The sequence below is a fragment of the Pseudomonas sp. GCEP-101 genome (assembly GCF_025133575.1).
Lineage (GTDB): Bacteria > Pseudomonadota > Gammaproteobacteria > Pseudomonadales > Pseudomonadaceae > Pseudomonas > Pseudomonas nitroreducens_B.
In genome coordinates, this window is record NZ_CP104011.1 from 2,207,186 (window position 1) to 2,232,112 (window position 24,927).

Genomic DNA, 24,927 nt, shown 5'->3' on the forward strand with positions numbered 1-24,927 from the left:
GATGAACACGCTGGCGAACATCTTCAACCTCGGCATCAAGGAGTTCCGCAGCCTGGGCCGCGACTACGCGATGCTGATCCTGATCGCCTGGGCCTTCACCCTGGGCGTCTACAGCTCGGCCACCGGCGTGCCGGAGACCCTGCACCACGCGCCCATCGCCATCGTCGACGAGGACCAGTCGCAGCTCTCCTCGCGCATCGTCAATGCCTTCCAGCCACCGTATTTCCGGGTGCCGGAAATGATCGGCCACGCGCAGATGGACCGCGGCATGGACGTCGGTCTGTACACCTTCACCCTGGACATCCCGCCGGACTTCCAGCGCGACGTGCTGGCCGGGCGGCAGCCGGCGATCCAGGTCAACGTCGATGCGACGCAGACCGGCCAGGCCTTCTCCGGTGCCGGCTACATCCAGAACATCGTCGGCACCGAGGTGCGCGAGTTCGTCAGCCGTTACCGCGCCGAGCCGGCGATGCCGGCCGAGCTGGCGGTGCGCATGGAGTTCAACCCGAACCTGACCCAGGCCTGGTTCGGCGCGGTGATGGAGGTGATCAACCAGATCACCATGCTGTCGATCATCCTCACCGGCGCGGCGCTAATCCGCGAGCGCGAGCACGGCACGGTGGAGCACCTGCTGGTGATGCCGCTGACGGCCTTCGAGATCATGATGGCCAAGGTCTGGTCCATGGGCACGGTGGTGCTGGTGGCGGCGGCGGTCTCGCTGCAACTGGTGGTGCGCGGCTGGCTGGACGTGCCGATCAGCGGCTCGGTGGGACTGTTCCTGCTGGGCGCGGCGCTGCACCTGTTCGCCACCACGTCGATGGGCATCTTCCTCGGCACCGTGGCGCGTTCGATGCCGCAGCTGGGGCTGCTGGTCATCCTCACGCTGATGCCGCTGCAGATCCTCTCCGGCGGCACCACGCCGCGTGAAAGCATGCCGGAGCTGGTGCAGAACATCATGCTGGCGGCGCCGACCACCCACTTCGTCAGCCTGGCCCAGGCGATCCTCTATCGGGGTGCGGACCTGTCCATCGTCTGGCCGCAACTGCTCGCCATCGTCGGCATCGGCGCGGCGTTCTTCTTCGGCGCCTTGTGGCGCTTCCGCCGGACCATCGGGCAGATGGCCTAGCGGCCACGGGCTCGCCGGCAGCTTCCGCATCAGGCGGGTTCGCGAGCAAGCTCGCTCCTACAGCCCAGGCACTGCGCCTCTGGCGTAGGAGCAACTGTCTTTGTCTGAACGTCGGTGACAGGGGACGGCCCTCTCCCTAACCCTCTCCCTGAAGGGAGAGGGGACTGGTCGGCGCAGGATGAAACCATGGCCTCAGCCGGCACGTACGGCTCCCTCTCCCTCTGCGAGAGGGCTGGGGTGAGGGAGTCCCTCGCGCGGACTATCAGGAAAACGAGCGCTCGGCCATGTCCGCCGGCCACACGCAGGTCTGGTTGCGTCCCTTGTGCTTGGCCGCGTACAGCGCCTGGTCGGCCTGGGCGATCAACTGGTCCGGCTCGGTGTCCTGCCCCGGCGTGGCGATGGCCAGGCCGATGCTCACCGTCAGCCGGCCCAGTTCGCCGCCCGGATGCGCGATGCCCATCTCCGCCACCCGCTGGTGGATACGCGCGGCCACGTGGCTGGCGCCCTCCAGGCCGGTGTCGGTGAGGATGATGACGAATTCCTCCCCGCCATAACGACACGCCACGTCGCCCTCGCGCTGCAGGCACTCCTGCAGGCAGCTGGCGAGGCGGCGCAGCGCGTCGTCGCCGGCCAGGTGGCCGAGGCAGTCGTTGAAGCGCTTGAAGTGGTCGACATCGAGCATCAGCACCGCCAGCGGTGCGTCGGCCCGGCGCAGGCGGCGCCATTCGCTCTGCAGCTGGCGGTCGAAGTAGCGGCGGTTGAACAGCCCGGTCAGGCCATCCTGCTGCGACAGCTTGTGCAGCTGCGCCTCCAGCAGCAGGCGTTCGCTGTTGTCGCGGGCGACGGCGATCAGGTAGTCGCGGTCGCCCTGGTGGATCAGCTGGGTGTTGATCTCCGCCGGTTGCAGGCTGCCGTCGCGGCGCTGCATCTCGCGCTGGAAGATCATCGACAGGTTCAGCCGGTGCGCCTGCTGCACCAGCTGGATCCAGGCGTGGAAGCCGGGAATCAGCCGCTCCGGATCATCGCGCAGCAGGTGGCGGAAGTCCTCGGCGCTGTAGCCCAGGCTGTGGTACGTGGCGCGGTTCATGTGCAGCAGCTCGCGCTGCTGCAGGTCGAAGATGAACAGCGCGTCGCGGCTGGAGTCCGTGAGGTCCAGCGCCAGTTGCAGGCGCTCGCGGCTGTCGCGCAGGTTTGCCTCGACGGACTGCCGCTGCTGCGCTTCCTGGTTGAGCAGCTGGTTGCTGGCGCTCAGCGCCGTGGCGCGGCGCGCATTCTCGCGGGCGAGGAACAGCGCCGCCACCAGCAGCAGGCTGATCGCGACGCCGCCGCTGAACACCACCATCGGCAGGGGCGTGGACAGCGATTGCACCAGCGTCGCAGTGGGGCGCAGCTCCAGCTCGAAGCTGCGGTTGTCGAGAAGGCGCAGCGGCACGCGCAGCGGCTGGTCGGCGTCGCTGTCGGGCTGGTCGCGCACATAGAGCGGCCGCCCGTGCTCCAGCAGGCGCACGCTGAACAGGTGGTTGTCGGCCTGTTTGAGCAGGTTGTCCATCAGCGGGCCGACGCGGAAGACCCCCTGCATGAAGCCGTCGAAGCGCAGCTGGTTGCCGCTGTCGCGCACGTAGACCGGGGTGTAGAGCACGAAACCGCGCCCGCCCTGCAGCAGTTCCACGCTGTCGCTCAGGCGTGCCGTGCCGCTGTCGCGAGCGGCCATGGCGGTGGCGTAGTTGGGGTGCTGCTCGGTGAGGTGGAAGTTCAGCGCCGCCTCGTTGCCCTGCAGCGGCTCCAGCCAGCGGATGCGCAGATCGGGATCGGCCCACTGGATCGACTGGTAGCCGGGGAAGCTGCGCACGTAGAAGCGCGCGTCCAGTTCCCACTCGGGACGGGGCATGCGGCCGTGGTGGGTCCACAACTGGGCGAGCAGATCCAGCCCCTGGACCTGTTCGTGCAGATTGGCTTCCAGCTGGTGCGCCAGGCTGCGGCCCTGGTAGGTCAGGCGCTCCTGTACGCGCTGCCGTTCGTTGCTGGCCAGCTCCTCGCCGAGCCAGGCGCTGGCGAGCAGGAGCACGCACAGCAGACCGCCAAGCCCGAGGTAGGTAGCGAATGAGGACTGGAGGCGGTGCATACGGCGAATTCCGGGGGCTTCAGTAACCTAATAGCACAATGCCTCTACTTGTGCGCCAGGCTGACGACGATCGCCCACTGTTCGGCGGTCACCGGCATCACCGACAGGCGGCTGCCCTTCTGCACAAGCGGCATTTCTTCCAGCCCTGCCTGGGCTTTCAATGTGCCCAGGGGCAGCACCGAACGGAAGGCCTCGACGAAGCTCACGTCGCGGGCCGTCCAGGGATTCTTGTCGTCACGGGCCTTGGGGTCGTGGTAGTGGCTTGCAGGGTCCAGCGCGGTCGGGTCGGCATAAGGCTCGCCCTCGATCTGCGCAATCCCGGCGATACCCGGCTCCGGACAGCTGGAGTGATAGAAGAAGAACAGGTCGCCCGGCTGCATGCTGCGCAGGAAGTTGCGCGCCTGGTAATTGCGCACGCCGTCCCAGCGCGCGGTCTTCAGGCGCTGCAGGTCGTGGATCGAGAGTTCATCGGGCTCAGATTTCATCAGCCAGTAAGCGCGTGCCATCCGCGAGGGTCTCCTTGTGCGTGGCGGGTGATGATTTTTCCATAAGGGTAGGCGTTTCCCTGCGACAAGCTGTCGGCTCGCCGGAAACAAACTGTAGGAAGAAGATGTAGGACTTACGGCATGAAGATTGCCTGAAAGTGCCGGAAGTTTTCGGGGCGACAGCTCCTCCGACGATCGGTTGGCGTCAGAATTGCGAGAAGCTTTTCATTGTCGGAGAATGCCGCCGTTTTTAAGCGTGGCCTGCCGGACGGATCAAAAACCACCGCCGGCTGTCGTGGACAATTGCCTGGAAGGGGGAGGCAATCGATGAAACGCAAGCCTGATCTTTTGTGGGTGTTGGTAATACTTTTCGGTCTGGGGGTCGTCACTACCGGTTACACCCAGAGCCTGTGGGAACAACGCCAGGGCAACGCCCCGGTGCAGGTCACCCAGCAGCCCTGATCCAGCGGTCTGCTCGCGCCACGGTTATCGCAAGGAACGCGATTCCGTTGCCAGACGGCCATACCAGCCGCCGTCCGTCACGATGCCCATCAGCGGCACATCCCAGCTCGCCAGCTCCAGCCTATCGACCTTCTGGCATTCATGCGCCAGGCCCAGGAGCGTCGGTTTCTGCCAATTTTTGCGCATGCCCAGGTAGGCCAGGGTCCGATCATAGAAGCCCTTGCCCATGCCCAGGCGGCCGCCTTGCGCATCGAAGCCCACCAGCGGCAGCAACAGCAGGTCCAGCGCCCAGGCCGGGCGCTGGCGCCGTCGGTCGGCCAAGGGTTCGGCGATGTTGAAACGGTTACGCACCCAGCGCTCACCGATGCCCACCTGCTGGAAGGTCATGTGCGTGCGCGGCCAGTCCGAGAGCACCGGCAGGTAGGTCGCCTTGCCGCGTTTCTGCGCAGCCTTCATCAATGGGCGCGGGTCGATTTCGCCGTCGGCCGGCAGGTACAAAGCGATGTGCCTGGCCCGGCGGAACAGCGGATGCTGCGCGAGCTGGCGATACAGGGCCTGGGCGGCGAGGCGTTGCTGCAGGGGAGTGAGCGCGCGTCTGGCCTGGCGCAGCTGGCGGCGCAGGGCAGGGCGGGAGAGACCGTCTGAGTGGATCATCGAAGGGTAAAGCTCCCCGGACATGCCGCTGTCGGGTTAGCCCTTGAACCCGAGAGTTCAAGGTGGTGGTTGCAGTAGGCTTTAAGGCTTTCCGTCGTGCGGACATGCACACCAGCCCAACTGGCAACCCCCGTTGTTGCAATTATCGGCTCAGGGACATCACCGACTGGCCAACACACCAGGGAGCGGGGCTGATTATACCCCAAGGAAATTTCCCTGGTCAGACTTCACCCTGGCCCTTATCGGTGGTAAGGGTATCGGTTGTCAGTGCGCGATCCACTCGCTCGAGCAGTTCACGCACGCGCTCGCGGGTGGAACTGCTGTCATGCTCCACGCGCTCCTGCTTGTGCAGCAGGTCGTGGGTGATGTTCAGCGCGGCCATCACCGCTACGCGGTCGGCACCGATCACTTTGCCGCTGGATCGGATCTCGCGCATCTTGCTGTCCAGGTAGCGCGCGGCGCTTTCCAGGTTGACGCGCTCGTCCGGGGGGCATGCGATGCAGTACTCCTTGTCGAGGATTTGGACGTTCAGGGTATTCGACTGGCTCATGAGTCCTGCTCCAGGGCTTTAAGACGCAAAATCATCGCTTCGACCTTCTGCCGAGCCAAATCGTTCTTCTCGATCAGATGGGCGCGTTCTTCCCGCCAGCTTTTCTCGTTCGCCCGCAGCAGCCGGTTTTCGGCCTTGAGCTGTTCCAGGCGTTGGAGCAGCAGGTCGAACTTGGCGATCAGCGCGTGCAGGTCGGCGTCTTCCATGGGCTCTCGCTTGGGAGTTGCTTAAGTAATCGAGAACTATATAGGACTGCCGTGGGGGTGGGTCAACGCACGGCTGCCCGGCGCGGGGTCGCATGGTCTTGCGGTGTGCGCCGGTGCTAGGATAACGGACCCTATTCTATTGCGCGGCGCCTGATGGCGCCTAGCCGTCACCCGGGTTCGATCATGTCCACTTCCAGCTCCGCCTACACCGCCTTCGCCACCCTGCTCGCCGAGGCCGCCCTGCCGATTTCCCCCGCCGAACTGCACGGCCACCTGCTCGGCCGCGTCTGCGCCGGGGCCGGCTTCGACCAGGACGAGTGGTTGCAGGCCGCTGCCGAGCTGCTCGGCGGCGAGCCGGGCGAGCGCCTGGGCGCGGCCCTGGGCGGCCTGCTGGGCATGGTCCAGCAGGACTTCAGCCAGGGCGAGATGGCCGTGGTGCTGATGCTGCCCAACGACGACGCGCCGCTGGCCGAGCGTGCCGTGGCCCTGGGCCAGTGGTGCCAGGGCTTCCTCGCCGGCTTCGGCCTGGCGCTGCGTTCCCCCAGCCTGTCGGACGAAGCCGACGAAGTGCTGCAGGACATCGCCGCCATCGCCCAGGTCGGCGGGCAGCTGGAAGAATCCGAAGACGGCGAGGCCGACTACATGGAAGTGCAGGAATACCTGCGCGTCGCCCCGCTGCTGCTGTTCTCCGAATTCGGCAAGGTGCCGGCACCGGCCGAGAAACCCTCCCTGCATTGAGGTCGCGCATGATCCGTATCGCCAAGTCGGAATACGCCCGTCGTCGCAAGGCGCTGATGGCGCAGATGGAACCCAACAGCATCGCCATTCTCCCGGCGGCGCCGATGTACATCCGCAACCGCGACGTCGAGCACGTCTACCGCCAGGACAGCGACTTCCAGTACCTCACCGGCTTCCCCGAGCCGGAAGCGGTGATGGCGCTGATCCCCGGCCGCGAGCACGGCGAGTACGTGCTGTTCTGCCGCGAGCGCGATCCGGAACGTGAACTCTGGGACGGCCTGCGCGCCGGCCAGGACGGCGCGATCAGCACCTTCGGCGCCGACGATGCCTTCCCCATCGGCGATATCGACGACATCCTCCCCGGCCTGATCGAGGGCCGCGACCGCGTGTACTACGCGCTGGGCGCCAACCAGGAATTCGACCGCCGGCTGATGGACTGGATCAACGTGATCCGCTCCAAGGCGCGCCAGGGTGCGCAGCCGCCGAACGAGTTCGTCGCCCTCGACCACCTGCTGCACGACCAGCGCCTGTACAAGAGCGCCGGCGAGGTGAAGGTGATGCGCTACGCCGCGGAAGTCTCCGCGGGCGCCCACATCCGCGCCATGCAGGCCTGCCGCCCGGGGCTCTACGAGTACCACCTGGAAGCCGAGCTGGAATACGCCTTCCGCCAGGGTGGCGCGAAGATGCCGGCCTACGGCTCCATCGTCGCCACCGGCCGCAACGCCTGCATCCTGCACTACCGGGAGAATGACGCGCAGATCAAGGACGGCGACCTGATCCTGATCGACGCCGGCTGCGAGATCGATTGCTACGCCAGCGACATCACCCGCACCTTCCCCGCCAGCGGCACCTTCAGCCCCGAGCAGAAAGCCATCTACCAGCTGGTGCTGGACGCCAACATGGCGGCCTTCGACTACATCGCCCCGGGCCGCCACTGGAACGAAGCCCACGAGGCCACCGTGCGGGTCATCACCGCCGGCCTGGTGGAGCTGGGCCTGCTCAAGGGCGAGGTCGACGAGCTGATCGAGCGCGAAGCCTACAAGGCCTTCTACATGCACCGTGCCGGCCACTGGCTGGGCATGGACGTGCACGACGTCGGCGAGTACCGCGTCGGCGGCGAATGGCGTGTGCTCGAACCGGGCATGGCGATGACCGTCGAGCCGGGCATCTACATCGCCCCGGACAACACCGACGTGCCCAAGAAGTGGCGCGGCATCGGCGTGCGCATCGAGGACGACGTGGTGGTGACGAAAACCGGCTGCGAAGTGCTGACCAACGGCGTGCCTAAGACCGTCGCCGAGATCGAAGCGCTGATGGCGCAGGCCCGCGCCCAGGCCGCCTGACATGCAACGTACGCAACTGGCCATCATCGGTGGCGGGCTCGTTGGCGCAAGCCTTGCGCTGATCCTCCAGGCCGGCGCCCGCGCGCGCGGCTGGCAGATCGTGCTGGTCGAGCCGTTCGCCCCCGGCGATGCCTACCAGCCCAGCTACGACGCGCGCTCCTCGGCGCTGTCCTTCGGCAGCCGGCAGATCTACGAACGCCTGGGGCTGTGGCAGCAGATCGCCCAGCGTGCCGAGCCGATCACCCAGATCCACGTCTCCGACCGCGGCCGCTTCGGCGCCGCGCGCCTGACGGCAGTGGAGGAGGGCGTTCCCGCGCTGGGCTACGTGGTGGAAAACGCCTGGCTCGGCCAGTGCCTCTGGCATGCGCTCGACCCGACCGTGGTCAGCTGGCGCTGCCCGGCCGAAGTGCGCCGGATGGACGCCCTGGGCGACGGCTACCGCCTGACCCTGGACGACGATTCGCAGCTGGACTGCGACCTCGCCGTGCTCGCCGATGGCGGCCGCTCCGGCCTGCGCGAGCAGCTGGGCATCAACGTGCGTTCCTCGTCCTACGGGCAAACCGCGCTGATCGCCAACATCAGCCCGTCCGAGGCTCACCGCGGGCAAGCCTTCGAACGCTTCACCGAGAACGGACCGCTGGCCCTGCTGCCGCTGCCGGAAAACCGCTGCGCGCTGGTCTGGACCCGCAATGGCAGCGACGCCGAGCGCCTGCGCGAGCTGCCCGACGCGGCGTTCCTCGCCGAGTTGCAGGAGGCCTTCGGCTACCGCCTCGGCACCCTGCGCCAGGTCGGTGTGCGCTACGGCTACCCGCTGAGCCTGACCGAGGCCGACGAGCAGATTCGCCCGCACCTGGTGGTGCTGGGCAACGCCGCCCACAGCCTGCATCCGATTGCCGGGCAGGGCTTCAACCTGTCGCTGCGCGATGCCAAGGCACTGGGTGACCGCCTGTTGCTGGAAGACGCCGCGCCGGGCGATTTCGCCGTGCTGCAGCGCTACCTGGACGGCCAGCGGCTGGACCAGCAGATGACCGTCGGCTTCTCCGACCGCGTCACCCGGCTGTTCTCCAATGCCCAGCCGCTGCTGGCCACCGGTCGCAACCTCGGCCTGCTGGGGCTCGACCTGTTGCCGCCGGCCAAGCGCTGGTTCGCCCGCCAGGCCATGGGCCTGGGCGCCCGCCCGGTTTAACACGCCTCAGCCAAAAGGAAATTCGATGCACGCGGATCTGGTTATCGTCGGGGCGGGAATGGTCGGCAGCGCGCTGGCCCTGGCCCTGGAAGGCAGCGGGCTGGACATCCTGCTGCTGGACGGCTCGCCGCTGAGCGTCACGCCGTTCGACCGCGAAGCACCCTTCGAGCCGCGCGTCAGTGCGCTGTCCGAGGCCAGTCGGCGCATCCTCCAGCGCCTGCACGCCTGGGACGGCATCGCCGCACGCCGCGCCGAGCCCTACAGCGAGATGCAGGTGTGGGACGGCTCGGGCACCGGGCAAATTCACTTCAGCGCCGCCAGCGTACATGCCGAGATGCTCGGCCATATCGTCGAGAACCGCGTGGTGCAGGACGCCCTGCTGGAGCGTCTGCACGACTCCGCGCTCGGCCTGCTGCCCAATGCGCGCCTCGAACAACTGCGCCACTCCGGCGACGACTGGCTGCTGACCCTCTCCGATGGCCGCGAAGTCCGCACGCCGCTGGTGGTCGCCGCCGACGGCGCCAACTCCGCCGTGCGCCGCCTGGCCGGCTGCGCCACCCGCGAGTGGGATTACCTGCATCACGCCATCGTCACCAGCGTGCGCTGCGAGAAGCCGCACCAGGCCACCGCCTGGCAGCGCTTCACCGACGACGGCCCGCTGGCCTTCCTGCCACTGGCGAAGGCGGGCGATGCGCACTGGTGCTCGATCGTCTGGTCGACCACGCCAGAGCAGGCCGAGAAGCTCATGGCGCTGGACGACGACGGCTTCCGCAAGGCGCTTGGGGTGGCCTTCGAGCATCGCCTGGGCACCATCGAACACGCCGACCGCCGTCTGTGCATCCCGCTGCGCCAGCGCCACGCCAAGCGCTACGTGGAGCCGGGGCTGGTGCTGATCGGCGACGCCGCGCACACCATCCACCCGCTGGCCGGGCAGGGCGTGAACCTGGGCTTCCTGGATGCCGCCGTGCTCGCCGAGGTGCTCGAGCACGCCCATGCCCGTGGCGAGAACATCGCCGAGGAGCGCGTGCTGAGCCGCTACGAACGTCGGCGCATGCCGCACAACCTGGCGATGATGGCAGCGATGGAAGGCTTCCAGCGCCTGTTCCAGGCGGACCCGCTGGCGCTGCGCTGGCTGCGTAACGCCGGCCTGCGGCTGGTGGACAAACACCACGAGGCCAAGGGCGTGTTCGTGCGCCAGGCGCTGGGGCTGTCGGGGGATTTGCCGGAGCTGGCGCGGGTTTGATAAGGGCGGCCTGAGGCCCCCTCACCCTAACCCTCTCCCAGGGGGAGAGGGGACTGATCGGCGCAGGCTGAACGCTCAGATCTCGCCGGCTGCCTCCGCGATGACCGCACACTCCGAACTGCCCCCCCCTCCCTCTGGGAGAGGGCTGGGGTGAGGGGCTCCTGGCCTGCATCACCAATATCCCACGCGACCCCACACCGCACCCCATCGAAACACCCCGACACAAACGCGCAGCTCGTTATCAAATGCGGTTCCTTATCATTTGCGGGATTTCTTCCCTGCAAAGGAAACGCCCATGCTCGTGCGCAAAAGTCTTCTCGCCACCCTCCTGCTGGTCGCCTTCGGGAGCACCGCCCAGGCCGCCGACGAGGTGGTGGTCTACTCCTCGCGCATCGACGAGCTGATCAAGCCGGTGTTCGATGCCTACACCGAGAAGACCGGGGTGAAGATCAAATTCATCACCGACAAGGAAGCGCCCCTGATGGCGCGGATCAAGGCCGAGGGCGCCAACACGCCGGCCGACCTGCTGCTCACCGTGGACGCCGGCAACCTCTGGCAGGCCGAGCAGATGGGCATCCTGCAGCCCTTCGACTCGCCGACCCTGGATGCCAACATCCCGCCGCAGTACCGCTCCGGCACCGATAGCTGGACCGGCCTGTCGCTGCGCGCGCGGACCATCGTCTATTCGACCCAGCGGGTGAAGCCCGAGGAGCTGTCCACCTACGAAGCGCTGGCCGACCCGAGGTGGGAAGGCCGCCTGTGCCTGCGCACCGCGAAGAAGGTCTACAACCAGTCGCTCACCGCCACCCTCATCGAGACCCACGGCGCGCAGAAGACCGAGGACATCCTCAAGGGCTGGGTGAACAACCTGGCCACCGACGTGTTCTCCGACGACAACGCCCTGCTGCAGGCCATCGCCGCCGGCCAGTGCGACGTCGGCATCGTCAACACCTACTACTACGGGCGCATGCACAAGGATAAACCGCAGTTGCCGGTGAAGCTGTTCTGGCCGAACCAGGGCGACCGGGGCGTGCACGTCAACCTGTCGGGCATCGGTTTGACCAAGTACGCGCCGCACCCGGAGGCGGCGAAGAAGCTGGTGGAGTGGATGACCGGGCCGGATGCCCAGGCGCTGTTCGCCGGCATCAACCAGGAGTTCCCGGCCAACCCGGCGGTGGCGCCGTCGCCGGAAGTCGCTGCGTGGGGCACGTTCAAGGCCGACAGCATCCCCGTGGAAGTGGCCGGCAAGCGCCAGGCCGAGGCGATCAGGCTGATGGACCGCGCCGGCTGGAATTGAGCGGAGCCCGGCGCCTCAACGGGCGCCGGCGTCGTCCTGGTGGCTGACGGCAAGTGCCTTGCCGTCGCCGTCGAGCAGGCAGATGAATTCGCCGTCCGACTGCTCGCCCCGGCGCAGTTGCGCCACCAGCCGCTTGCTGGCCGGCTGGCCGTTCACCGACCCCTCGTAGGCTTCCTCGCGAATCGAGCTGGGCTCGATCCAGGTCTTCTGCCAGCGTTCCTGCAAGGCCGGGTCCGCGGCGACCTTGCTCATGGCCATGGCCACGCAGGCCTCGACGGGCGTGGGAGCGTCGGCCAGGGCCAGGCTGCAGAACGGCAACAGCAGCAGGCCGGACAGACGGAAGAGGGATGACATGGGACTTTTTCCTTGGGGGCGGCAGTGGCAGAGTGGGCGATTCGACCGCGGTACCTTGCGCTTTATCCCTTTCCCATGAGGATCAGGCGAATTCGATTTCAATGAAGGAAATTTCCGTCAGTTGATCGACGGTATTTCCTGCAAACACCCCTTGATGCCCTGGACACACGCCCCGCATGCGCGCCACTCGCTGGACTCCCATCACCTTCGCCATCGCCGCCCTGGTGCTGCTGCCGATCAGCGTCCTGCTGCTGAGCTGGGGCCAGATCGACCGGGAAATCTGGGCGCACCTGTGGGACACGCAGATGACCCGCCTGCTGGGCAATACCCTGGTGCTGGTGGCGGGCGTGGGCGTGGGGGTGACCGTGCTGGGCGTCAGCCTCGCCTGGCTCGTCAGCCTCTGTGAGTTCCCCGGCCGGCGCTGGCTGGACTGGGCGCTGATGCTGCCCTTTGCCGTGCCGGCCTACGTGCTGGCGTTCGTCTTCGTCGGCCTGCTGGACTTCTCCGGCCCCGTGCAGACGCTGCTGCGCGAGTGGTTCGGCAGCGGCCTGCGGCTGCCGCGGGTGCGCTCCACCGGCGGGGTGATCACGGTGCTGGTGCTGGTGTTCTACCCCTACGTCTACCTGCTCGCGCGCACCGCCTTCCTCGCCCAGGGGCGCGGCCTGATGGAAGCGGCGCGGGTGCTCGGCCTGTCGCCGCTGGCGGCCTTCTGGCGCGTCGCCCTGCCCATGGCGCGCCCGGCCATCGGCGCCGGGCTGGCGCTGGCGATCATGGAGACCCTGGCGGATTTCGGCACCGTCGCGGTGTTCAACTTCGATACCTTCACCACCGCCGTCTACAAGACCTGGTATGGCTTCTACAGCCTGTCCAGCGCTACCCAGCTGGCCAGCCTGCTGCTGCTGTTCGTCATGCTGGTGCTGCTGGGCGAGCGCTACGGCCGCGGCCGCAGCGGCGTGCCCAGCGAGCGCCCGCGCGGCGCGGCGCTGTACCGGCTGCGCGGCTGGAAGGCGTTCGCCGCCAGCGCCTGGTGCCTGCTGGTGTTCGCCTGCGCCTTCGTCATCCCACTGCTGCAGCTGCTGGTATGGGTCTGGCAGAAGGGCCGCTTCGACCTGGATGAGCGTTACGCCGGGCTGATCCTGCACAGCCTCTACCTGGGCGGCCTGGCGGCGCTGCTGACGGTTGCCGTGGCGCTGCTGCTGGCCTTCGCCCGGCGCCTGTCGCCGACCCCGGCGGTGCGCTCGGCGGTGGGTATTTCCAACCTCGGCTATGCGCTGCCCGGCTCGGTGCTGGCGGTGGCGATCATGCTGGCCTTCAGCTGGCTGGACAATCACGCGGTGATTCCGCTCTCCAGCGCCCTGGGCGGCACCGGCAAGCCGCTGCTGCTGGGCAGCCTTGGCGCGCTGCTGGTGGCCTACCTGATCCGCTTCATGGCGGTGGCCTACCACCCGCTGGAGGGCGCGCTGGCGCGGATTCGTCCGTCGCTGCCGGAGGCTTCGCGCAGCCTGGGCGTCGGCGGCGCCGGCCTGTTCCTGCGGGTCTACCTGCCGCTGCTGCTGCCAGGGGCGCTGAGCGCCGCGCTGCTGGTGTTCGTCGACGTGCTCAAGGAAATGCCGGCCACCTTGCTGATGCGCCCCTTCGGCTGGGACACCCTGGCCGTGCGCGTGTTCGAGATGACTAGCGAGGGCGAATGGGCCCGCGCCGCGCTGCCGGCGCTGACCCTGGTGCTGGTCGGGCTGTTCCCGGTGATCGGCCTGATTCGCCGCTCCGCGCGCCAGAGCGGTTCTTCCCGGCCCTGAGAATCGGCCGTCGGACAAGCTGTCCAGCGGCCGGCCTTGCGACTACAATGCGCGCGTTTCGTGCGGGCCGTACTCGCGCTCCGCACCCGCCTCGCCCGGAAGGAGAACACCCATGGGACAGCGCACGCCGCTCTATGATTTGCACGTCGCCCTCGGCGCCAAGATCGTCGATTTCGGCGGTTGGGACATGCCGTTGCACTACGGTTCGCAAGTCGAAGAGCACCACCAGGTACGTCGCGATTGCGGCGTGTTCGACGTTTCCCACATGACCGTGGTCGACGTCACCGGTCCGCAGGCCAAGGAATACCTGCAGCGACTCCTGGCCAACGACGTCGAACGACTGCAGGTTCCGGGCAAGGCGCTGTACAGCGGCATGCTCAACGAACGCGGCGGTGTCGTCGACGACCTGATCGTCTACCTCGGCGTGTACGGCTACCGCGTGGTGGTCAACGCCTCCACCCGCGACAAGGACATGGCCTGGATGCAGGCCCACACCGAGGGCTTCGACGTCACCCTGAGCGAACGCCCGGACCTCGCCATGCTCGCCGTGCAGGGCCCCAACGCCCGCGAAAAGACCGCCGAGCTGGTCACCCCCTCGCGCGCCGCGCTGATCCGCGAGCTTAAGCCCTTCCAGGGCAAGGCCGACGGTGACTGGTTCATCGCCCGCACCGGCTACACCGGCGAGGACGGCCTGGAAATCATGCTGCCGGCCGTCGAGGCGCAAGGCTTCCTCAACGACCTGGTCGGCGCCGGCATCGCCCCGGCGGGCCTGGGCGCGCGCGATACCCTGCGCCTGGAAGCCGGGATGAACCTCTACGGCCAGGACATGGACGAGGACGTCTCCCCGCTGGCCGCCAACATGGGCTGGACCATCGCCTGGGAACCGCAAGGCCGCGACTTCGTTGGCCGCAAGGCCCTCGAAGCGCAGAAGGCCGCCGGCGATGCGCCCAAGCTGGTCGGGCTGGTGCTGGAGGAGCGCGGCGTATTGCGCGCCCACCAGGTCGTCCGCGTCGCCGGTGTCGGCGAGGGCGAGATCACCAGTGGCAGCTTCTCCCCGACGCTGGGCAAATCCATCGCCCTGGCCCGCGTGCCGGCGGCCACCGGCGACCGCGCCGAGGTGGAGATCCGCGGCAAGTGGTATCCGGTTCGCGTCGTTCAGCCGAATTTCGTGCGTCATGGCAAAGCCCTGATCTAAATTGCATGATCTAACTTAGAAGAGGGCGGTACCGCCGCCCGTCGCCCCGTCCTCGAGGAAAAACAAGATGAGCAATATCCCCGCCGACCTGCGTTACGCCGCCAGCCACGAGTGGGCGCGCCTGGAAGCCGACGGTAGCGTGACCGTGGGCATCTCCGACCATGCCCAGGAAGCCCTGGGCGACGTGGTCTTCGTCGAACTGCCGGAAGTCGGCAAGACCCTTGCCGCCGGTCAGGAAGCCGGTGTCGTCGAGTCGGTGAAGGCCGCCTCGGACATCTACGCCCCGGTGAGCGGCGAAGTCATCGCGGTCAACGACGTGCTGGCCGACACCCCCGAAGAAGTGAACAACGACCCGTACGGCTCCTGGTTCTTCAAGCTCAAGCCGAGCAACCCGGCCGAGCTGGACAAGCTCCTCGACGCCGCCGGCTATCGCGCTGCCAGCGATTCCGACGCGTAACACGCTGCTGTACACACAGGCCTCGACTCGTCGGGGCCTGTTCTTTTTTACGGACCGATTACGGACCGACTTTTCGAGACCGTGGCCATGTCGAACACCCCTTCGCTTTCCCAGCTGCACCAGCCTGATGCCTTCCTCGCCCGCCACCTGGGCCCCGACGCCGCCGAGCAGCACGCCATGCTCGACACCCTCGGGCTCGGCAGTCGCGACGACCTGATCGTGCAGACGGTGCCCCCGGCGATCCGCCTGAACCGGCCACTGGATCTGCCGGCCGCCCTCGACGAACAGGGCGCGCTGGCCAAGCTGAAGGGGTACGCGCAGAAGAACGAGCTGTGGACCAGCCTGATCGGCACCGGCTACTACGGCACCCTGACCCCGACCGTCATCCTGCGCAACGTGCTGGAAAATCCGGGCTGGTACACCGCCTACACCCCGTACCAGCCGGAGATCGCCCAGGGCCGTCTCGAATCGCTGCTGAACTTCCAGCAGATGACCATCGACCTCACCGGCCTCGACCTCGCCAGCGCCTCGCTGCTCGACGAAGCCACCGCCGCCGCCGAAGCCATGGCCCTGGCCAAGCGCGTGGCCAAGGCCAAGAGCAACCTGTTCTTCGTCGATGCGCACTGCCACCCGCAGACCATCTCCGTGGTGCAGACCCGCGCCGAGGCCTTCGGCTTCGACGTGGTGGTCGACGAGGTGGACAACCTCGGCCAGCACGCGGTGTTCGGCGCGCTTCTGCAATATCCCGACACCCGCGGCGAAATCCGTGACCTGCGTTCGGTGATCGATGCCCTGCACGCCCAGCAGGCCATCGCCTGCGTCGCCAGCGACCTGCTCGCGCTGTTGCTGCTCACCCCGCCGGGCGAGCTGGGCGCCGACGTGGTCCTGGGCAGCGCCCAGCGCTTTGGCGTGCCCATGGGCTACGGCGGCCCGCACGCGGCGTTCTTCGCCTGCCGCGACGACTACAAGCGCGCCATGCCCGGCCGCATTATCGGCGTGTCCAAGGACGCCCGCGGCAACACCGCGCTGCGCATGGCGCTGCAGACCCGCGAACAGCACATCCGCCGCGAGAAGGCCAACTCCAACGTCTGCACCTCGCAGGTGCTGCTGGCCAACATCGCCAGCCTGTACGCCGTCTACCACGGCCCGCAGGGCCTCAAGCGCATCGCCCAGCGCGTGCACCGCCTGACTGCCGTGCTGGCCGCCGGCCTCGCCGCCAAGGGCGTAAAGCGGGTCAACCAGCACTTCTTCGACACCCTGACCCTGGACGTCGGCGCGCAGCAGCAGGCCATCATCGAGCGCGCCCGCGCCGCCCGCGTGAACCTGCGCATCGTCGGCGAGGACCGCCTGGGCGTGAGCCTGGACGAAACCACCAGTGCCGACACCCTCGCCAGCCTGTTCGACATCCTCCTCGGTGCCGGCCACGGCCTGGACGTCGCCCAGCTCGACGCCGGTAAGGTCGCCGATGGCATCCCCGCCGCCCTGCAACGCAGCAGCGGCTACCTGAGCCACCCGGTGTTCAATCGCCACCACAGCGAAACCGAGATGCTGCGCTACCTGCGCCAGCTCGAAGGCAAGGACCTGGCGCTGAACCAGGCGATGATCCCGCTGGGCTCCTGCACCATGAAGCTCAACGCCACCAGCGAGATGATCCCCATCACCTGGCCGGAATTCGCCAGCCTGCACCCCTTCGTGCCGCGCGAGCAGGCCGAGGGCTACCGCCTGATGATCGAGGAGCTGGAGCGCTGGCTCTGCGCGATCACCGGCTTCGACGCCATCTGCATGCAGCCCAACTCCGGCGCCCAGGGCGAGTACGCCGGCCTGCTGGCGATCCGCAAGTACCACGAGAGCCGGGGCGATGCGCACCGCAACATCTGCCTCATCCCGTCGTCGGCCCACGGCACCAACCCGGCCTCGGCGATCATGGCGAGCATGCGCGTGGTCATCGTCGAGTGCGACAAGGGCGGCAACGTCGACCTGGAAGACCTCAAGCGCAAGGCGGCCGAAGCCGGCGAGCAGCTGTCCTGCCTGATGATCACCTACCCGTCCACCCACGGCGTGTACGAAGAGGGCATCCGCGAGATCTGCGAGGTCATCCACGCCCACGGCGGCCAGGTCTACATGGACGGCGCCAACCTCAACGCCCAGGTCGGCCTGGCGCGCCCGGCGGACATCGGCGCCGACGTGTCGCACATGAACCTGCACAAGACCTTCTGCATCCCCCACGGCGGCGGCGGCCCGGGCATGGGCCCGATCGGCGTGAAGAAGCACCTCGCGCCCTTCGTCGCCAACCACCCGGTGATCCGCATCGAAGGCCCGAACCCGCTGAACGGCGCGGTGAGCGCTGCGCCCTGGGGCAGTGCGAGCATCCTGCCGATCAGCTGGATGTACATCGCCATGATGGGTCCGCAACTGGCCGATGCCACGGAAGTGGCGATCCTCAACGCCAACTACCTGGCCCAGCAGCTCGATGGCGCCTTCCCGGTGCTCTACCGTGGCCGCAACGAGCGCGTCGCCCACGAATGCATCCTCGACCTGCGCCCGCTCAAGGCGCAGACCGGGATCAGCGAGGAAGACGTCGCCAAGCGCCTGATGGACTATGGCTTCCACGCGCCGACCATGTCCTTCCCGGTGCCCGGCACGCTGATGGTGGAGCCCACCGAGAGCGAGTCCAAGCACGAGCTGGACCGCTTCATCGAGGCGATGCTGTCGATCCGCGCGGAGATCGCCAAGGTGGAAACCGGCGAATGGCCCGCCGAGGACAACCCGCTCAAGCGCGCGCCGCACACCCTGGCGGACGTCACCGGACTGTGGGATCGGCCCTATCCCATCGCCGACGCGGTGACCCCGACCGAACACACCCGCGCCTTCAAGTACTGGCCGGCGGTGAACCGCGTGGACAACGTCTACGGCGACCGCAACCTGTTCTGCGCCTGCGTGCCGGTTGACGACTACCGCGAGTGACCCGTGCGCCGCAGTGATTCTGCGCCGAATTGAAAAAGCCGCCCTCGGGCGGCTTTTTCATTGGGGCTCTTCGTAGGAGCGAGCTCGCTCGCGAACGGATTCTCCGGCGGCGCTGAAGCTGGGCGGGTTCGCGAGCAAGCTCGCTCCTACAGGGGGCCCGGTGCTGCCCGGTTGGCGTAGGAGCGGGCGGGCTGTGCGTTGAAATGAAAGTGCGCTGAACGAACGAGCCGCTGTCGGGGGCTTTTCGTAGGAGCGAGCTTGCTCGCGAACGGACTTCCCGGCGGCGCTGAAGCTGGGCGGGTTCGCGAGCAAGCTCGCTCCTACAGGGCAACCCCAGCTGACCGGCTGCCCATCGCGGACAGAGTCCGCTCCTACAGGGGCGTGCTCACAGCGCCGGCGGCATAGGAGCGGATTTCATCCGCGATCGGCTTCACCGCGCGGCGCAGCCGGAGCGGTTCGCGGACCCGCGGCGCGCGCCACGGGCCGCGCCGGTGGGTGTCACTGGGCGGATGGGTCATCGCGGCGGACGAGGATGGCGTTGGCCAGTTCCATGTCGCTGCGATCCTGCAGGGCGGCGTCGTCGCTGCGCAGGCGGGTGAGGGCGGCTTCCAGGTAGGGGCCGCGGATGGCGCCGTCACTGGCGACGAAGGCGCTGGCGTCGTCCTGGGCGGCGACGATCAGTTTGTCGTGCTTGAAGGTCAGGTAGGTCGACGCGGTAGTGGCGCCGGACGAGATGATGTCGCGCCAGAAGTCGCCGTCGGCCATGGCCGAGGCAACGGGCAGGGCGATCAGGGCAAAGGCTGTGGCCAGTTTCGCGGTACGCATCGAGTACACCTCCGCAAGGTCCGTGTACAGGTGAGAGCCGCTGCGCCGTGGCGGAGTTCCAACTTTTCTGGGGGGGGTGCGCGAGCGGTCGTCGCGCACACCAGGGGCGATCACTGCTGGGCAGCAAGGATCGCCGAGGCCAGTTCGGCGTCGCTGGCCTGCGCCAGGGCCGGGTCGGCGCTGCGCATCTGCTGCAGCATGGCTTCCAGGTAGGGGCCACGGATGGCGCCGTCGGTGGCGATGAAGCTGGCGGCGTCATCCTGGGCCGGGCCGATCAGTTTGTGATCGTCACGGCTGGTCAGGTAGCTGGAGGCGGTGGTGGCGCCAGAGGTCAGCACGCTGCGCCAGAAGCCGCTGTCTTCGGCCATGGCGCAGGTGATGGGGAGCAGGGTGAGGGCTACGACAAGAGGGGCAGAACGGCGACGCATGATGGTTCCTTGAGTGATTGCGCGCCACTCAGAACGTCGGAAGATTCCGCGGTTCCCACCTGTCGTCGGAAATGTCACTCACGCTTGAGGGATGGATCATCGGGGTTCTGCTGCTCCAGCTCCGCGGTGAACTGCTGCACCTTCTGGAACTGCCCGGCTTGGCGCAGGTAGTCGAGCAGCGCCAGGCGCGCGGCGCGGTTGGCCGGGTGCTTCTGCAGCAGGGTTTCCAGCTCGTGGCAGGCGCCGTCCAGGTCGCCGCTGTCGTGCAGGGCGATGGCCAGCACATAGCGGAACTGATCGTCGTCCGGGGCGAGCCGCACGGCTTCGCGCAGCTCCTTCAGGGCTTGGGCCTTCTGCCCCGCGCGGACCAGGGCGAGGCCGTTGACGTGGTGCAGCAGGCCGGCAGCGGGATACAGGCGCAGGCTCTCGTCCAGCCACTGGCGGGCCTCGCTGGCTCGGCCGGCGGATTCCAGCCATTGGTAGAGGCTGACCCGCGCCGGCAGGTAGCCGGCGTCGCGCGCCAGTGCCGCGCGCAGGGCGGCCTCGACGCGCTCGGCGCGGCCGGTCAGGTCGTAGAGGTTGGCCAGGTTGAGGTTGGCGTCCGCCCGTTCGGCAAGGTCCTGCTGGACTTGCTCGTACTCCGCCAGGGCGGCCTGCAGTTCAGCGTCGATGTCGGCGCGCAGCGCCGGCGGCAGCTGCGCCAGTTGCCAGGTCGCTGCGAGGCGCACGGCGCGGATCGGGTTACGCAGCAGCGGGGCGAGCAACGGCAGTTGCTGCGCCGGCGCGGCGAGCGCGGGGAGCGCCTCGATGGCGCTGTGGCGCACCAGCGGATCGGCATCCTTCAAGCCCAGGGCGACCAGCTCCAGCGAGCGCGGGCTGGGGTAGCTGGGCAACTCGGCGAGCAGCGTGGCCCGGCGGATCGCCGGCAGGTCCGTGGTGGCCAGCAGCAGGTGCAGCGCGCGGGAGGCGCCGGGCTTGCCGTTGCGCGCTTTCCACAGGGTGTCGTCGTAGCGCGGTGGCGGGTTGCTGGAGGCGTTGGGCTTGGCCGGCAGTTCGTTGGCGAACCATTGGCGGAAGGCCGAGCCCAGCTGCTTGCCGGGCATGTCGCGGTGGCAGGCCTGGCAGGCGTCCGGTGCGCCGATGCGGCGCGCGTGCACCGGGTCGGGCAAGGTGAAGCCATGATCGTGGCGGTAGTCGTTGCCCATGTAATAGCGACCGGGCATGTGGCACGCGGTGCACTGGGCGCCGGGGCTTCCGGGCGCATGGTGATGGTGCTCGGGCGCGTCGTAGTGCTTCGCCTGCAGGCCCTTGCCGTCGATCTGCGGGCGGATCGCCCTGCCGGTGCTGTTGTGGCATTGCAGGCAGACGCCATTGCCCGGCGCCTTCAGCTCGCCGCTGTGGGGGTTGTGGCAGTCGGTGCACTGCACGCCCTTGGCGAACATCGTGCTCTGGGTGAAGGAGCCCCATTCGAAGACTTCGTCCTTGATCTTGCCGTCGATCTCGTAGAGCTCGCGGGTCAGGGGGCTGGGCAGGTAGTCGTCCATGAAGCGGTGAGTGTTCCGCGAGCCATCGCCCAGCGGTGCGCGGCGGGCGTGGCAGCGCGCGCAGGTTTCGACGAGGGTGGTCTGGCTGGCGCTCTGCAACGGCACTTCGAAGCCCTTGTCGGCGCTGCGGTCGGGTTTCTGCGCCCATTCCAGGTGCCTGGATGCCGGCCCGTGGCAGGCCTGGCAGCCGACGCCGAGGCTGTTCCAGTGGCTGGCGAAACGGTCGGTGGCGGCGTCGTAGTTGCGTGTGAAGCCGGTGGTGTGGCACTCCACGCACATGAAGTTGGCGTTCTGCGCCGGGCGGGTCCAGTGCAGGTCGTCCCGGAAGTCGATGCGTTGGCTGGCAGGCAGCTGGAACCACTGGTGCTTGCGGCTATCCCAGGCGACGCCGAGGGCTTGCAGGCGCCCGCCGGGGTAGTCGATCAGGTACTGCTGCAGCGGATCGACGCCGAAGGTATAGGCCACCTTGAAGTCCGCCGGCTTGCCGTCGGCGCCGGGGGTATTGACCCAGTAGTCGCCGTCCTTGCGGTAGAAGCGGGTGGTCTCGGTGTCGCCCTTGAAGGTGACGTTCTCGAAGTTGCCCAGCACAGCGCCGTCGCTGGCCGGCTTCATCGCCTGGGCGTGATGCGAGCCCTGCCAGGCCGTGGACTGCTCGGCGTGGCAAGCCTGGCACTGCTGTTCGTTCACCAGGCTGGGCGCTGCCGGTGGTGCGGCGACAGAGGTGGCCGCGGGCTTGGCGGTGGGCTTGGCGGTGGGCTGTAGTACCGTGGGCGGGGGCGGCAGCGGCGCGCTGTCCCGCTGCATCCACCCCCAGAGGCCGAGGGTCAGCGCCAGCAGCGCCGCGGCGCAGGCCACCAACCAGCCGCCGCGGAGGCGGGGCGTCGGGCGGGAGGCGGGCGGCTTCGGCTGTGGCATGGGACTTCCGTTGTTCGCTGGCAAGCCGGCGCAGCTTCGGCGAGGGGCGCCGGCCTGTCAACGCGAAGCGCTTTGCAGGCGTTGACCCTCGCCCTCCGGGCGAAGGTCAGGGTGAGGGGAAGCCAGGGCGCGCCTGTCCGCCGTCAAGCGAGGGCAGGCGCATCTCACCTCAAGGCTGGCGAATCTCCGCGACCCGCGCGCTGTCCACCTTCACCTCGGGGTTGCCGAATTGCGCGGTCAGGTAGTTCACCAGGGTGGCGATCTGTTCGTCGTTGAGCGTGCCGGCAAAGCCGGGCATGAACACGTCCTCGTTGCCCACCTTGCGGTGTACGCCGCCGAGCACCACCTGCACCAGGTTGTCCGGTTGCAGGGCGCCGACCGCACTGTTCTTCAGCAGCATCGGGTAGTAGCCGTCCTTCACCCCTTCGCCGCTCCAGGAGTGGCAGCTGGCGCAGTTGCCCAGGTACAGGCGCGCGCCGTCGTCGTGTTTCTGGGCAGCGAAGTCCTGGCCGCGCAGGGTGACCACGTCGTCCGCCGGCGTGCCCCAGGCGAAGCGCGCCTTGCGCTCGCCATCGCTGACCGCCGGCACGCTGCGCAGGTAATTGGCGATGGCCTGCAGGTCGGCGTCGGTCATGTACTGGAAGCTGTGTTCCACGGCTTCCGCCATGGGCCCGGCGGCCTGGGCCTTGCCCGGTACGCGGCCGGTCTTGAGGTACTGGACGATGTCCGCGTCGCTCCAGCCGCCGATGCCGCTGTGGGTGTCCGGCGTGATGTTGAAGGCGTACCAGCCGCCCAGTGCGGCGCCGGCGAGGAAGCCGGTGCCGCGTTCGTCCATGGCCTTTTCCTGGAATGCCATGCCGCGCGGCGTGTGGCAGGTGCCGCAGTGAGCCAGGCCCTGGACCAGGTAGGCGCCGCGGTTCCAGGTCGGGCTCTGCTTCGGGTTGTCCTGGTAGACCGTGTCGTCGTGGAACAGCAGGTTCCAGATCGCCAGCGGCCAGCGCATGTTCAGCGGCCAGGCGATGTCGGAGTCCTGGTTGGGCTGGGCCACGGCCTGCACGCCGCCTTCGAGGAACCAGGCGTAGAGCGCGCGCATGTCCTCGTCGGTGATCTTCGCGTAGGCGGTGTAGGGCATCGCCGGGTAGAGCCGTGTGCCGCCCTTGGCCACGCCTTCGCGCACGGCGCGGGCGAAGTCGTCGTAGCTGTAGCTGCCGATGCCGGTCTTCGGGTCGGGGGTGATGTTGGTGGAGTACACCGCGCCTAGCGGCGTGGCCAGCGGCAGGCCGCCGGCGAAGGGCTTGCCGCCCGGCGCGGTGTGGCAGGCCGCGCAATCGCCGGCGCGGGCCAGGTATTCGCCGCGCTGCAGCAGGTCCGCCGGCGCCGGATCGAGGGCCTTGGCCGCCTGGCCGGCCAGCGGCGTGGCCAGCAGGGCGAGGAGGATCAGTCGTTTCATGCCGTGGCCTCCCGCTTCAGGTGCTCGGCCAGGCGCAGGGCCAGGGCGGCGATGGTCAAGGTGCAGTTCACCGAGCCGACGGTGGGCATCACGCCGCTGCCGGCGATGAACAGGTTGGGGTGGTCATGGGTGCGGCACTGGGTGTCCACCACCGAGTCCTTCGGGTCTGCGCCCATCAGCACGGTGCCGGTGATGTGGTTGTTGTTGGCGAAGTTGTCGATGAACTGAATGTCTTCCCCGCCCAGCAGCTTCGCGGCGTGGGCATAGACCTCGCGGGTGTGCACCGCGCTCTTGCGCACGTAGTCGTCCATCGCGTAGGTGAATTCCGGCTTGGGAATGCCCGCCGCGTCGCGCTCGGTGGCGCTGGGCACGATGCGGTTCTCCGGGTGCGGGAGGATCTCGTGGAAGCTGTCGAAGCGCACGAAGCGCGCAGCGCGGTCGCGGATCTTCGCCTCCAGTTCGTGGCCCAGCAGCAACGGCCCGTGGCGGATCAGCTCGGTGGCCACCTGGTCGGTGCGCGAGAGGTTGGACAGGTGGATCTTCTTCGAGGCGTACTCGCTGCGGAAGGCGCCGTCACGGAAGCCCACCATGGAGGTCATCTCCTGCGGCCCGCGCCCCGGCCAGAGCTTCTCGTCGGCATAGAACTGCACCGCGGTGCCGGGGTGGTCCATGAGGTTGCGGCCGACCATGTCCGAGCTGTTGCCGACCTCCGACATCAGCATCAGCTTGGGCGTCTCGATACCGTTGGCGGCGAGGATGAAGGTATCGCCCTCGACGCGTACTTCGTTGCCCTGCGGGTCCTTGTACAGCGCCGCGACGATCTTGCCGGCCTCGCCCTTTTCCAGCTTGAACACCACGGCGTTCTCGATCAGCCGGGCGCCGGCGGCCTCGGCCTTGTCGACGTGGACGATGCCGTTGTACATGGCGCCGATGGGGCAGATCGGCATGCAGTTGTTGTTGCCGCAGCAGGTCGGGCGGCCATCGTAGGGGCGGCTGTTGCGCGCTACCGGTTCGGTGACCACGCGGTAGCCGTTGGCGTTGAGCAGGGTCTTGATGCGCTGCTCGTTCCACGACAGCGGCAGCGGCGGCATCGGGTAGGGCTGGCTGCGTGGCGAGTCGAGTTCTTCGTCCGCCGGGCCCCAGACGCCCAGTTCCTCCTCGGCGCGCTGGTACCAGGGCTCCAGCTCGGCGTACTCGATGGGCCAGTCGCGGCCCACGCCGTACAGGCTGCGCAGCTTGAAATCGTTGGGCAGAAAGCGCCAGGCGGACGCCGCCCAGTGCCAGGTGGTGCCGCCCACGGCGCGGATGTACTGCACGTCGTAGGGGTGTTCGCCCTTCTGGATCAGGTAATGGTTGTCCGGCTTGAACTGCGGGTGCGGGGCGTGCGGGCTGGAGGGGTAGGGCGCCTGGTTGTCGGACTTGTCCGGCTGGTTGCGGAAGCGCTCGACGATCTCCCAGCGGCCCATGCGCGGGCCGGCCTCGAGGATCAGCACGTCCTTGCCGGCGAGCGCCAACTGATGGGCGACCAGCGCGCCGGCCACGCCGGAGCCGACCACCACGAAATCCGCGCGTTGCGTCTGTGCCATG

22 protein-coding genes and 1 other RNA gene are annotated in these 24,927 nt (G+C 68.1%); 11 read left to right on the forward strand and 12 right to left on the reverse strand.

All coding sequences use genetic code 11. The annotated features are described in order from the left end of the window. The first annotated feature begins 1 nt into the window (after window position 1). A complete protein-coding gene (locus N0B71_RS09985; protein WP_259758658.1) occupies window positions 2-1,126 on the forward strand; it encodes an ABC transporter permease in 1,125 nt (374 codons plus the stop codon). Between the two features lie 262 nt (window positions 1,127-1,388). Here the strand turns inward: N0B71_RS09985 and N0B71_RS09990 are convergent, their stop codons facing one another. Beyond that, window positions 1,389-3,248 (reverse strand): sensor domain-containing diguanylate cyclase, encoded by a 1,860-nt coding sequence (locus tag N0B71_RS09990; protein WP_259758660.1) that lies wholly within the window; start codon window positions 3,246-3,248, stop codon window positions 1,389-1,391. Between the two features lie 44 nt (window positions 3,249-3,292). Next, entirely contained in the window at window positions 3,293-3,754 is a 462-nt protein-coding gene (locus N0B71_RS09995) for an EVE domain-containing protein (protein ID WP_259758662.1), read from the reverse strand. Between the two features lie 306 nt (window positions 3,755-4,060). Between N0B71_RS09995 and N0B71_RS10000 the strand changes: the two genes are divergently transcribed. Continuing rightward, window positions 4,061-4,195, forward strand: a complete 135-nt coding sequence (locus N0B71_RS10000) for a hypothetical protein (RefSeq protein WP_128082560.1) — start codon at window positions 4,061-4,063, stop codon at window positions 4,193-4,195. 24 nt (window positions 4,196-4,219) lie between these two features. On the opposite strand, the gene N0B71_RS10005 is transcribed toward N0B71_RS10000, so the two are convergent. From N0B71_RS10005 to N0B71_RS10020, 4 genes are all read right to left on the reverse strand, one after another. Continuing rightward, window positions 4,220-4,849: a 5-formyltetrahydrofolate cyclo-ligase gene (locus tag N0B71_RS10005; RefSeq protein ID WP_259758664.1), complete on the reverse strand. Its 630-nt coding sequence runs from the start codon at window positions 4,847-4,849 to the stop codon at window positions 4,220-4,222. 9 nt (window positions 4,850-4,858) lie between these two features. Further along, window positions 4,859-5,037, reverse strand: a non-coding RNA gene (ssrS, locus tag N0B71_RS10010) — 6S RNA. Window positions 5,038-5,069: 32 nt separating this feature from the next. Then, a complete protein-coding gene (locus N0B71_RS10015) occupies window positions 5,070-5,399 on the reverse strand; it encodes a cell division protein ZapA (protein ID WP_259758665.1) in 330 nt (109 codons plus the stop codon). Continuing rightward, on the reverse strand, window positions 5,396-5,605 hold the full coding sequence (locus N0B71_RS10020; RefSeq protein ID WP_017521390.1) for a TIGR02449 family protein: 210 nt from the start codon (window positions 5,603-5,605) through the stop codon (window positions 5,396-5,398). The genes N0B71_RS10015 and N0B71_RS10020 overlap by 4 nt, the downstream gene beginning before the upstream one ends. Window positions 5,606-5,788: 183 nt before the next feature. Here N0B71_RS10020 and N0B71_RS10025 point away from each other — a divergent pair, with 183 nt between their 5' ends. The 5 genes from N0B71_RS10025 (at window position 5,789) to N0B71_RS10045 (ending at window position 11,412) form a co-directional block, all read left to right on the forward strand. Then, window positions 5,789-6,343 carry a UPF0149 family protein gene (locus tag N0B71_RS10025; RefSeq protein WP_259758668.1) on the forward strand — a complete coding sequence of 185 codons (555 nt, stop codon included), beginning with the start codon at window positions 5,789-5,791 and terminating at the stop codon, window positions 6,341-6,343. Between the two features lie 8 nt (window positions 6,344-6,351). Continuing rightward, window positions 6,352-7,686 carry a Xaa-Pro aminopeptidase gene (gene pepP, locus N0B71_RS10030; RefSeq protein ID WP_259758670.1) on the forward strand — a complete coding sequence of 445 codons (1,335 nt, stop codon included), beginning with the start codon at window positions 6,352-6,354 and terminating at the stop codon, window positions 7,684-7,686. 1 nt (window position 7,687) lies between these two features. Next, a complete protein-coding gene (gene ubiH, locus N0B71_RS10035; protein WP_259758672.1) occupies window positions 7,688-8,872 on the forward strand; it encodes a 2-octaprenyl-6-methoxyphenyl hydroxylase in 1,185 nt (394 codons plus the stop codon). Window positions 8,873-8,897: 25 nt separating this feature from the next. Continuing rightward, complete coding sequence (locus N0B71_RS10040) at window positions 8,898-10,115, forward strand: 2-octaprenyl-3-methyl-6-methoxy-1,4-benzoquinol hydroxylase (protein ID WP_259758674.1); 1,218 nt, start codon at window positions 8,898-8,900, stop codon at window positions 10,113-10,115. 295 nt (window positions 10,116-10,410) lie between these two features. Beyond that, window positions 10,411-11,412 carry a Fe(3+) ABC transporter substrate-binding protein gene (locus N0B71_RS10045; protein ID WP_259758676.1) on the forward strand — a complete coding sequence of 334 codons (1,002 nt, stop codon included), beginning with the start codon at window positions 10,411-10,413 and terminating at the stop codon, window positions 11,410-11,412. Window positions 11,413-11,427: 15 nt separating this feature from the next. Here N0B71_RS10045 and N0B71_RS10050 read toward each other — a convergent pair whose 3' ends face one another. Beyond that, window positions 11,428-11,766 (reverse strand): hypothetical protein, encoded by a 339-nt coding sequence (locus N0B71_RS10050; RefSeq protein ID WP_259758678.1) that lies wholly within the window; start codon window positions 11,764-11,766, stop codon window positions 11,428-11,430. Window positions 11,767-11,942: 176 nt separating this feature from the next. Here N0B71_RS10050 and N0B71_RS10055 point away from each other — a divergent pair, with 176 nt between their 5' ends. The 4 genes from N0B71_RS10055 to gcvP all read left to right on the forward strand — a co-directional run bounded on the left by N0B71_RS10055 (window position 11,943) and on the right by gcvP (window position 18,178). Beyond that, window positions 11,943-13,562: an ABC transporter permease gene (locus N0B71_RS10055; RefSeq protein WP_259758680.1), complete on the forward strand. Its 1,620-nt coding sequence runs from the start codon at window positions 11,943-11,945 to the stop codon at window positions 13,560-13,562. Between the two features lie 112 nt (window positions 13,563-13,674). Further along, window positions 13,675-14,757, forward strand: coding sequence for a glycine cleavage system aminomethyltransferase GcvT (gene gcvT / locus N0B71_RS10060; RefSeq protein ID WP_259758682.1), 1,083 nt, complete (start codon window positions 13,675-13,677; stop codon window positions 14,755-14,757). A 67-nt stretch (window positions 14,758-14,824) separates the two neighbouring features. Next, window positions 14,825-15,214: a glycine cleavage system protein GcvH gene (gene gcvH, locus N0B71_RS10065; protein WP_259758684.1), complete on the forward strand. Its 390-nt coding sequence runs from the start codon at window positions 14,825-14,827 to the stop codon at window positions 15,212-15,214. Window positions 15,215-15,301: 87 nt separating this feature from the next. Then, entirely contained in the window at window positions 15,302-18,178 is a 2,877-nt protein-coding gene (gene gcvP / locus N0B71_RS10070) for an aminomethyl-transferring glycine dehydrogenase (RefSeq protein ID WP_259758686.1), read from the forward strand. Window positions 18,179-18,676: 498 nt separating this feature from the next. Here the strand turns inward: gcvP and N0B71_RS10075 are convergent, their stop codons facing one another. From N0B71_RS10075 to N0B71_RS10095, 5 genes are all read right to left on the reverse strand, one after another. Beyond that, on the reverse strand, window positions 18,677-19,003 hold the full coding sequence (locus tag N0B71_RS10075) for a DUF2388 domain-containing protein (RefSeq protein WP_259758688.1): 327 nt from the start codon (window positions 19,001-19,003) through the stop codon (window positions 18,677-18,679). 110 nt (window positions 19,004-19,113) lie between these two features. After that, on the reverse strand, window positions 19,114-19,431 hold the full coding sequence (locus N0B71_RS10080; protein ID WP_259758690.1) for a DUF2388 domain-containing protein: 318 nt from the start codon (window positions 19,429-19,431) through the stop codon (window positions 19,114-19,116). 74 nt (window positions 19,432-19,505) lie between these two features. Then, the gene (locus tag N0B71_RS10085; protein ID WP_259758692.1) at window positions 19,506-21,890 is read right to left on the reverse strand and encodes a tetratricopeptide repeat protein; all 2,385 of its coding nucleotides are present in this window, start codon (window positions 21,888-21,890) and stop codon (window positions 19,506-19,508) included. Between the two features lie 169 nt (window positions 21,891-22,059). Next, window positions 22,060-23,340 (reverse strand): cytochrome c, encoded by a 1,281-nt coding sequence (locus N0B71_RS10090; protein ID WP_259758694.1) that lies wholly within the window; start codon window positions 23,338-23,340, stop codon window positions 22,060-22,062. Next, a complete protein-coding gene (locus tag N0B71_RS10095) occupies window positions 23,337-24,926 on the reverse strand; it encodes a GMC family oxidoreductase (protein WP_259758696.1) in 1,590 nt (529 codons plus the stop codon). Before N0B71_RS10095 ends, N0B71_RS10090 begins: the two co-directional genes overlap by 4 nt. Window position 24,927 lies beyond the last annotated feature (1 nt).

Bases quoted from the DNA above. Each gene is read 5' to 3' on its own strand.
- N0B71_RS09985 (WP_259758658.1), top strand. From the start codon at position 2: ATGAACACGCTGGCGAACATCTTCAACCTCGGCATCAAGGAGTTCCGC.
- N0B71_RS09990 (WP_259758660.1), bottom strand. From the start codon at position 3,248: ATGCACCGCCTCCAGTCCTCATTCGCTACCTACCTCGGGCTTGGCGGT.
- N0B71_RS09995 (WP_259758662.1), bottom strand. From the start codon at position 3,754: ATGGCACGCGCTTACTGGCTGATGAAATCTGAGCCCGATGAACTCTCG.
- N0B71_RS10000 (WP_128082560.1), top strand. From the start codon at position 4,061: ATGAAACGCAAGCCTGATCTTTTGTGGGTGTTGGTAATACTTTTCGGT.
- N0B71_RS10005 (WP_259758664.1), bottom strand. From the start codon at position 4,849: ATGATCCACTCAGACGGTCTCTCCCGCCCTGCCCTGCGCCGCCAGCTG.
- N0B71_RS10015 (WP_259758665.1), bottom strand. From the start codon at position 5,399: ATGAGCCAGTCGAATACCCTGAACGTCCAAATCCTCGACAAGGAGTAC.
- N0B71_RS10020 (WP_017521390.1), bottom strand. From the start codon at position 5,605: ATGGAAGACGCCGACCTGCACGCGCTGATCGCCAAGTTCGACCTGCTG.
- N0B71_RS10025 (WP_259758668.1), top strand. From the start codon at position 5,789: ATGTCCACTTCCAGCTCCGCCTACACCGCCTTCGCCACCCTGCTCGCC.
- pepP (WP_259758670.1), top strand. From the start codon at position 6,352: ATGATCCGTATCGCCAAGTCGGAATACGCCCGTCGTCGCAAGGCGCTG.
- ubiH (WP_259758672.1), top strand. From the start codon at position 7,688: ATGCAACGTACGCAACTGGCCATCATCGGTGGCGGGCTCGTTGGCGCA.
- N0B71_RS10040 (WP_259758674.1), top strand. From the start codon at position 8,898: ATGCACGCGGATCTGGTTATCGTCGGGGCGGGAATGGTCGGCAGCGCG.
- N0B71_RS10045 (WP_259758676.1), top strand. From the start codon at position 10,411: ATGCTCGTGCGCAAAAGTCTTCTCGCCACCCTCCTGCTGGTCGCCTTC.
- N0B71_RS10050 (WP_259758678.1), bottom strand. From the start codon at position 11,766: ATGTCATCCCTCTTCCGTCTGTCCGGCCTGCTGCTGTTGCCGTTCTGC.
- N0B71_RS10055 (WP_259758680.1), top strand. From the start codon at position 11,943: ATGCGCGCCACTCGCTGGACTCCCATCACCTTCGCCATCGCCGCCCTG.
- gcvT (WP_259758682.1), top strand. From the start codon at position 13,675: ATGGGACAGCGCACGCCGCTCTATGATTTGCACGTCGCCCTCGGCGCC.
- gcvH (WP_259758684.1), top strand. From the start codon at position 14,825: ATGAGCAATATCCCCGCCGACCTGCGTTACGCCGCCAGCCACGAGTGG.
- gcvP (WP_259758686.1), top strand. From the start codon at position 15,302: ATGTCGAACACCCCTTCGCTTTCCCAGCTGCACCAGCCTGATGCCTTC.
- N0B71_RS10075 (WP_259758688.1), bottom strand. From the start codon at position 19,003: ATGCGTACCGCGAAACTGGCCACAGCCTTTGCCCTGATCGCCCTGCCC.
- N0B71_RS10080 (WP_259758690.1), bottom strand. From the start codon at position 19,431: ATGCGTCGCCGTTCTGCCCCTCTTGTCGTAGCCCTCACCCTGCTCCCC.
- N0B71_RS10085 (WP_259758692.1), bottom strand. From the start codon at position 21,890: ATGCCACAGCCGAAGCCGCCCGCCTCCCGCCCGACGCCCCGCCTCCGC.
- N0B71_RS10090 (WP_259758694.1), bottom strand. From the start codon at position 23,340: ATGAAACGACTGATCCTCCTCGCCCTGCTGGCCACGCCGCTGGCCGGC.
- N0B71_RS10095 (WP_259758696.1), bottom strand. From the start codon at position 24,926: ATGGCACAGACGCAACGCGCGGATTTCGTGGTGGTCGGCTCCGGCGTG.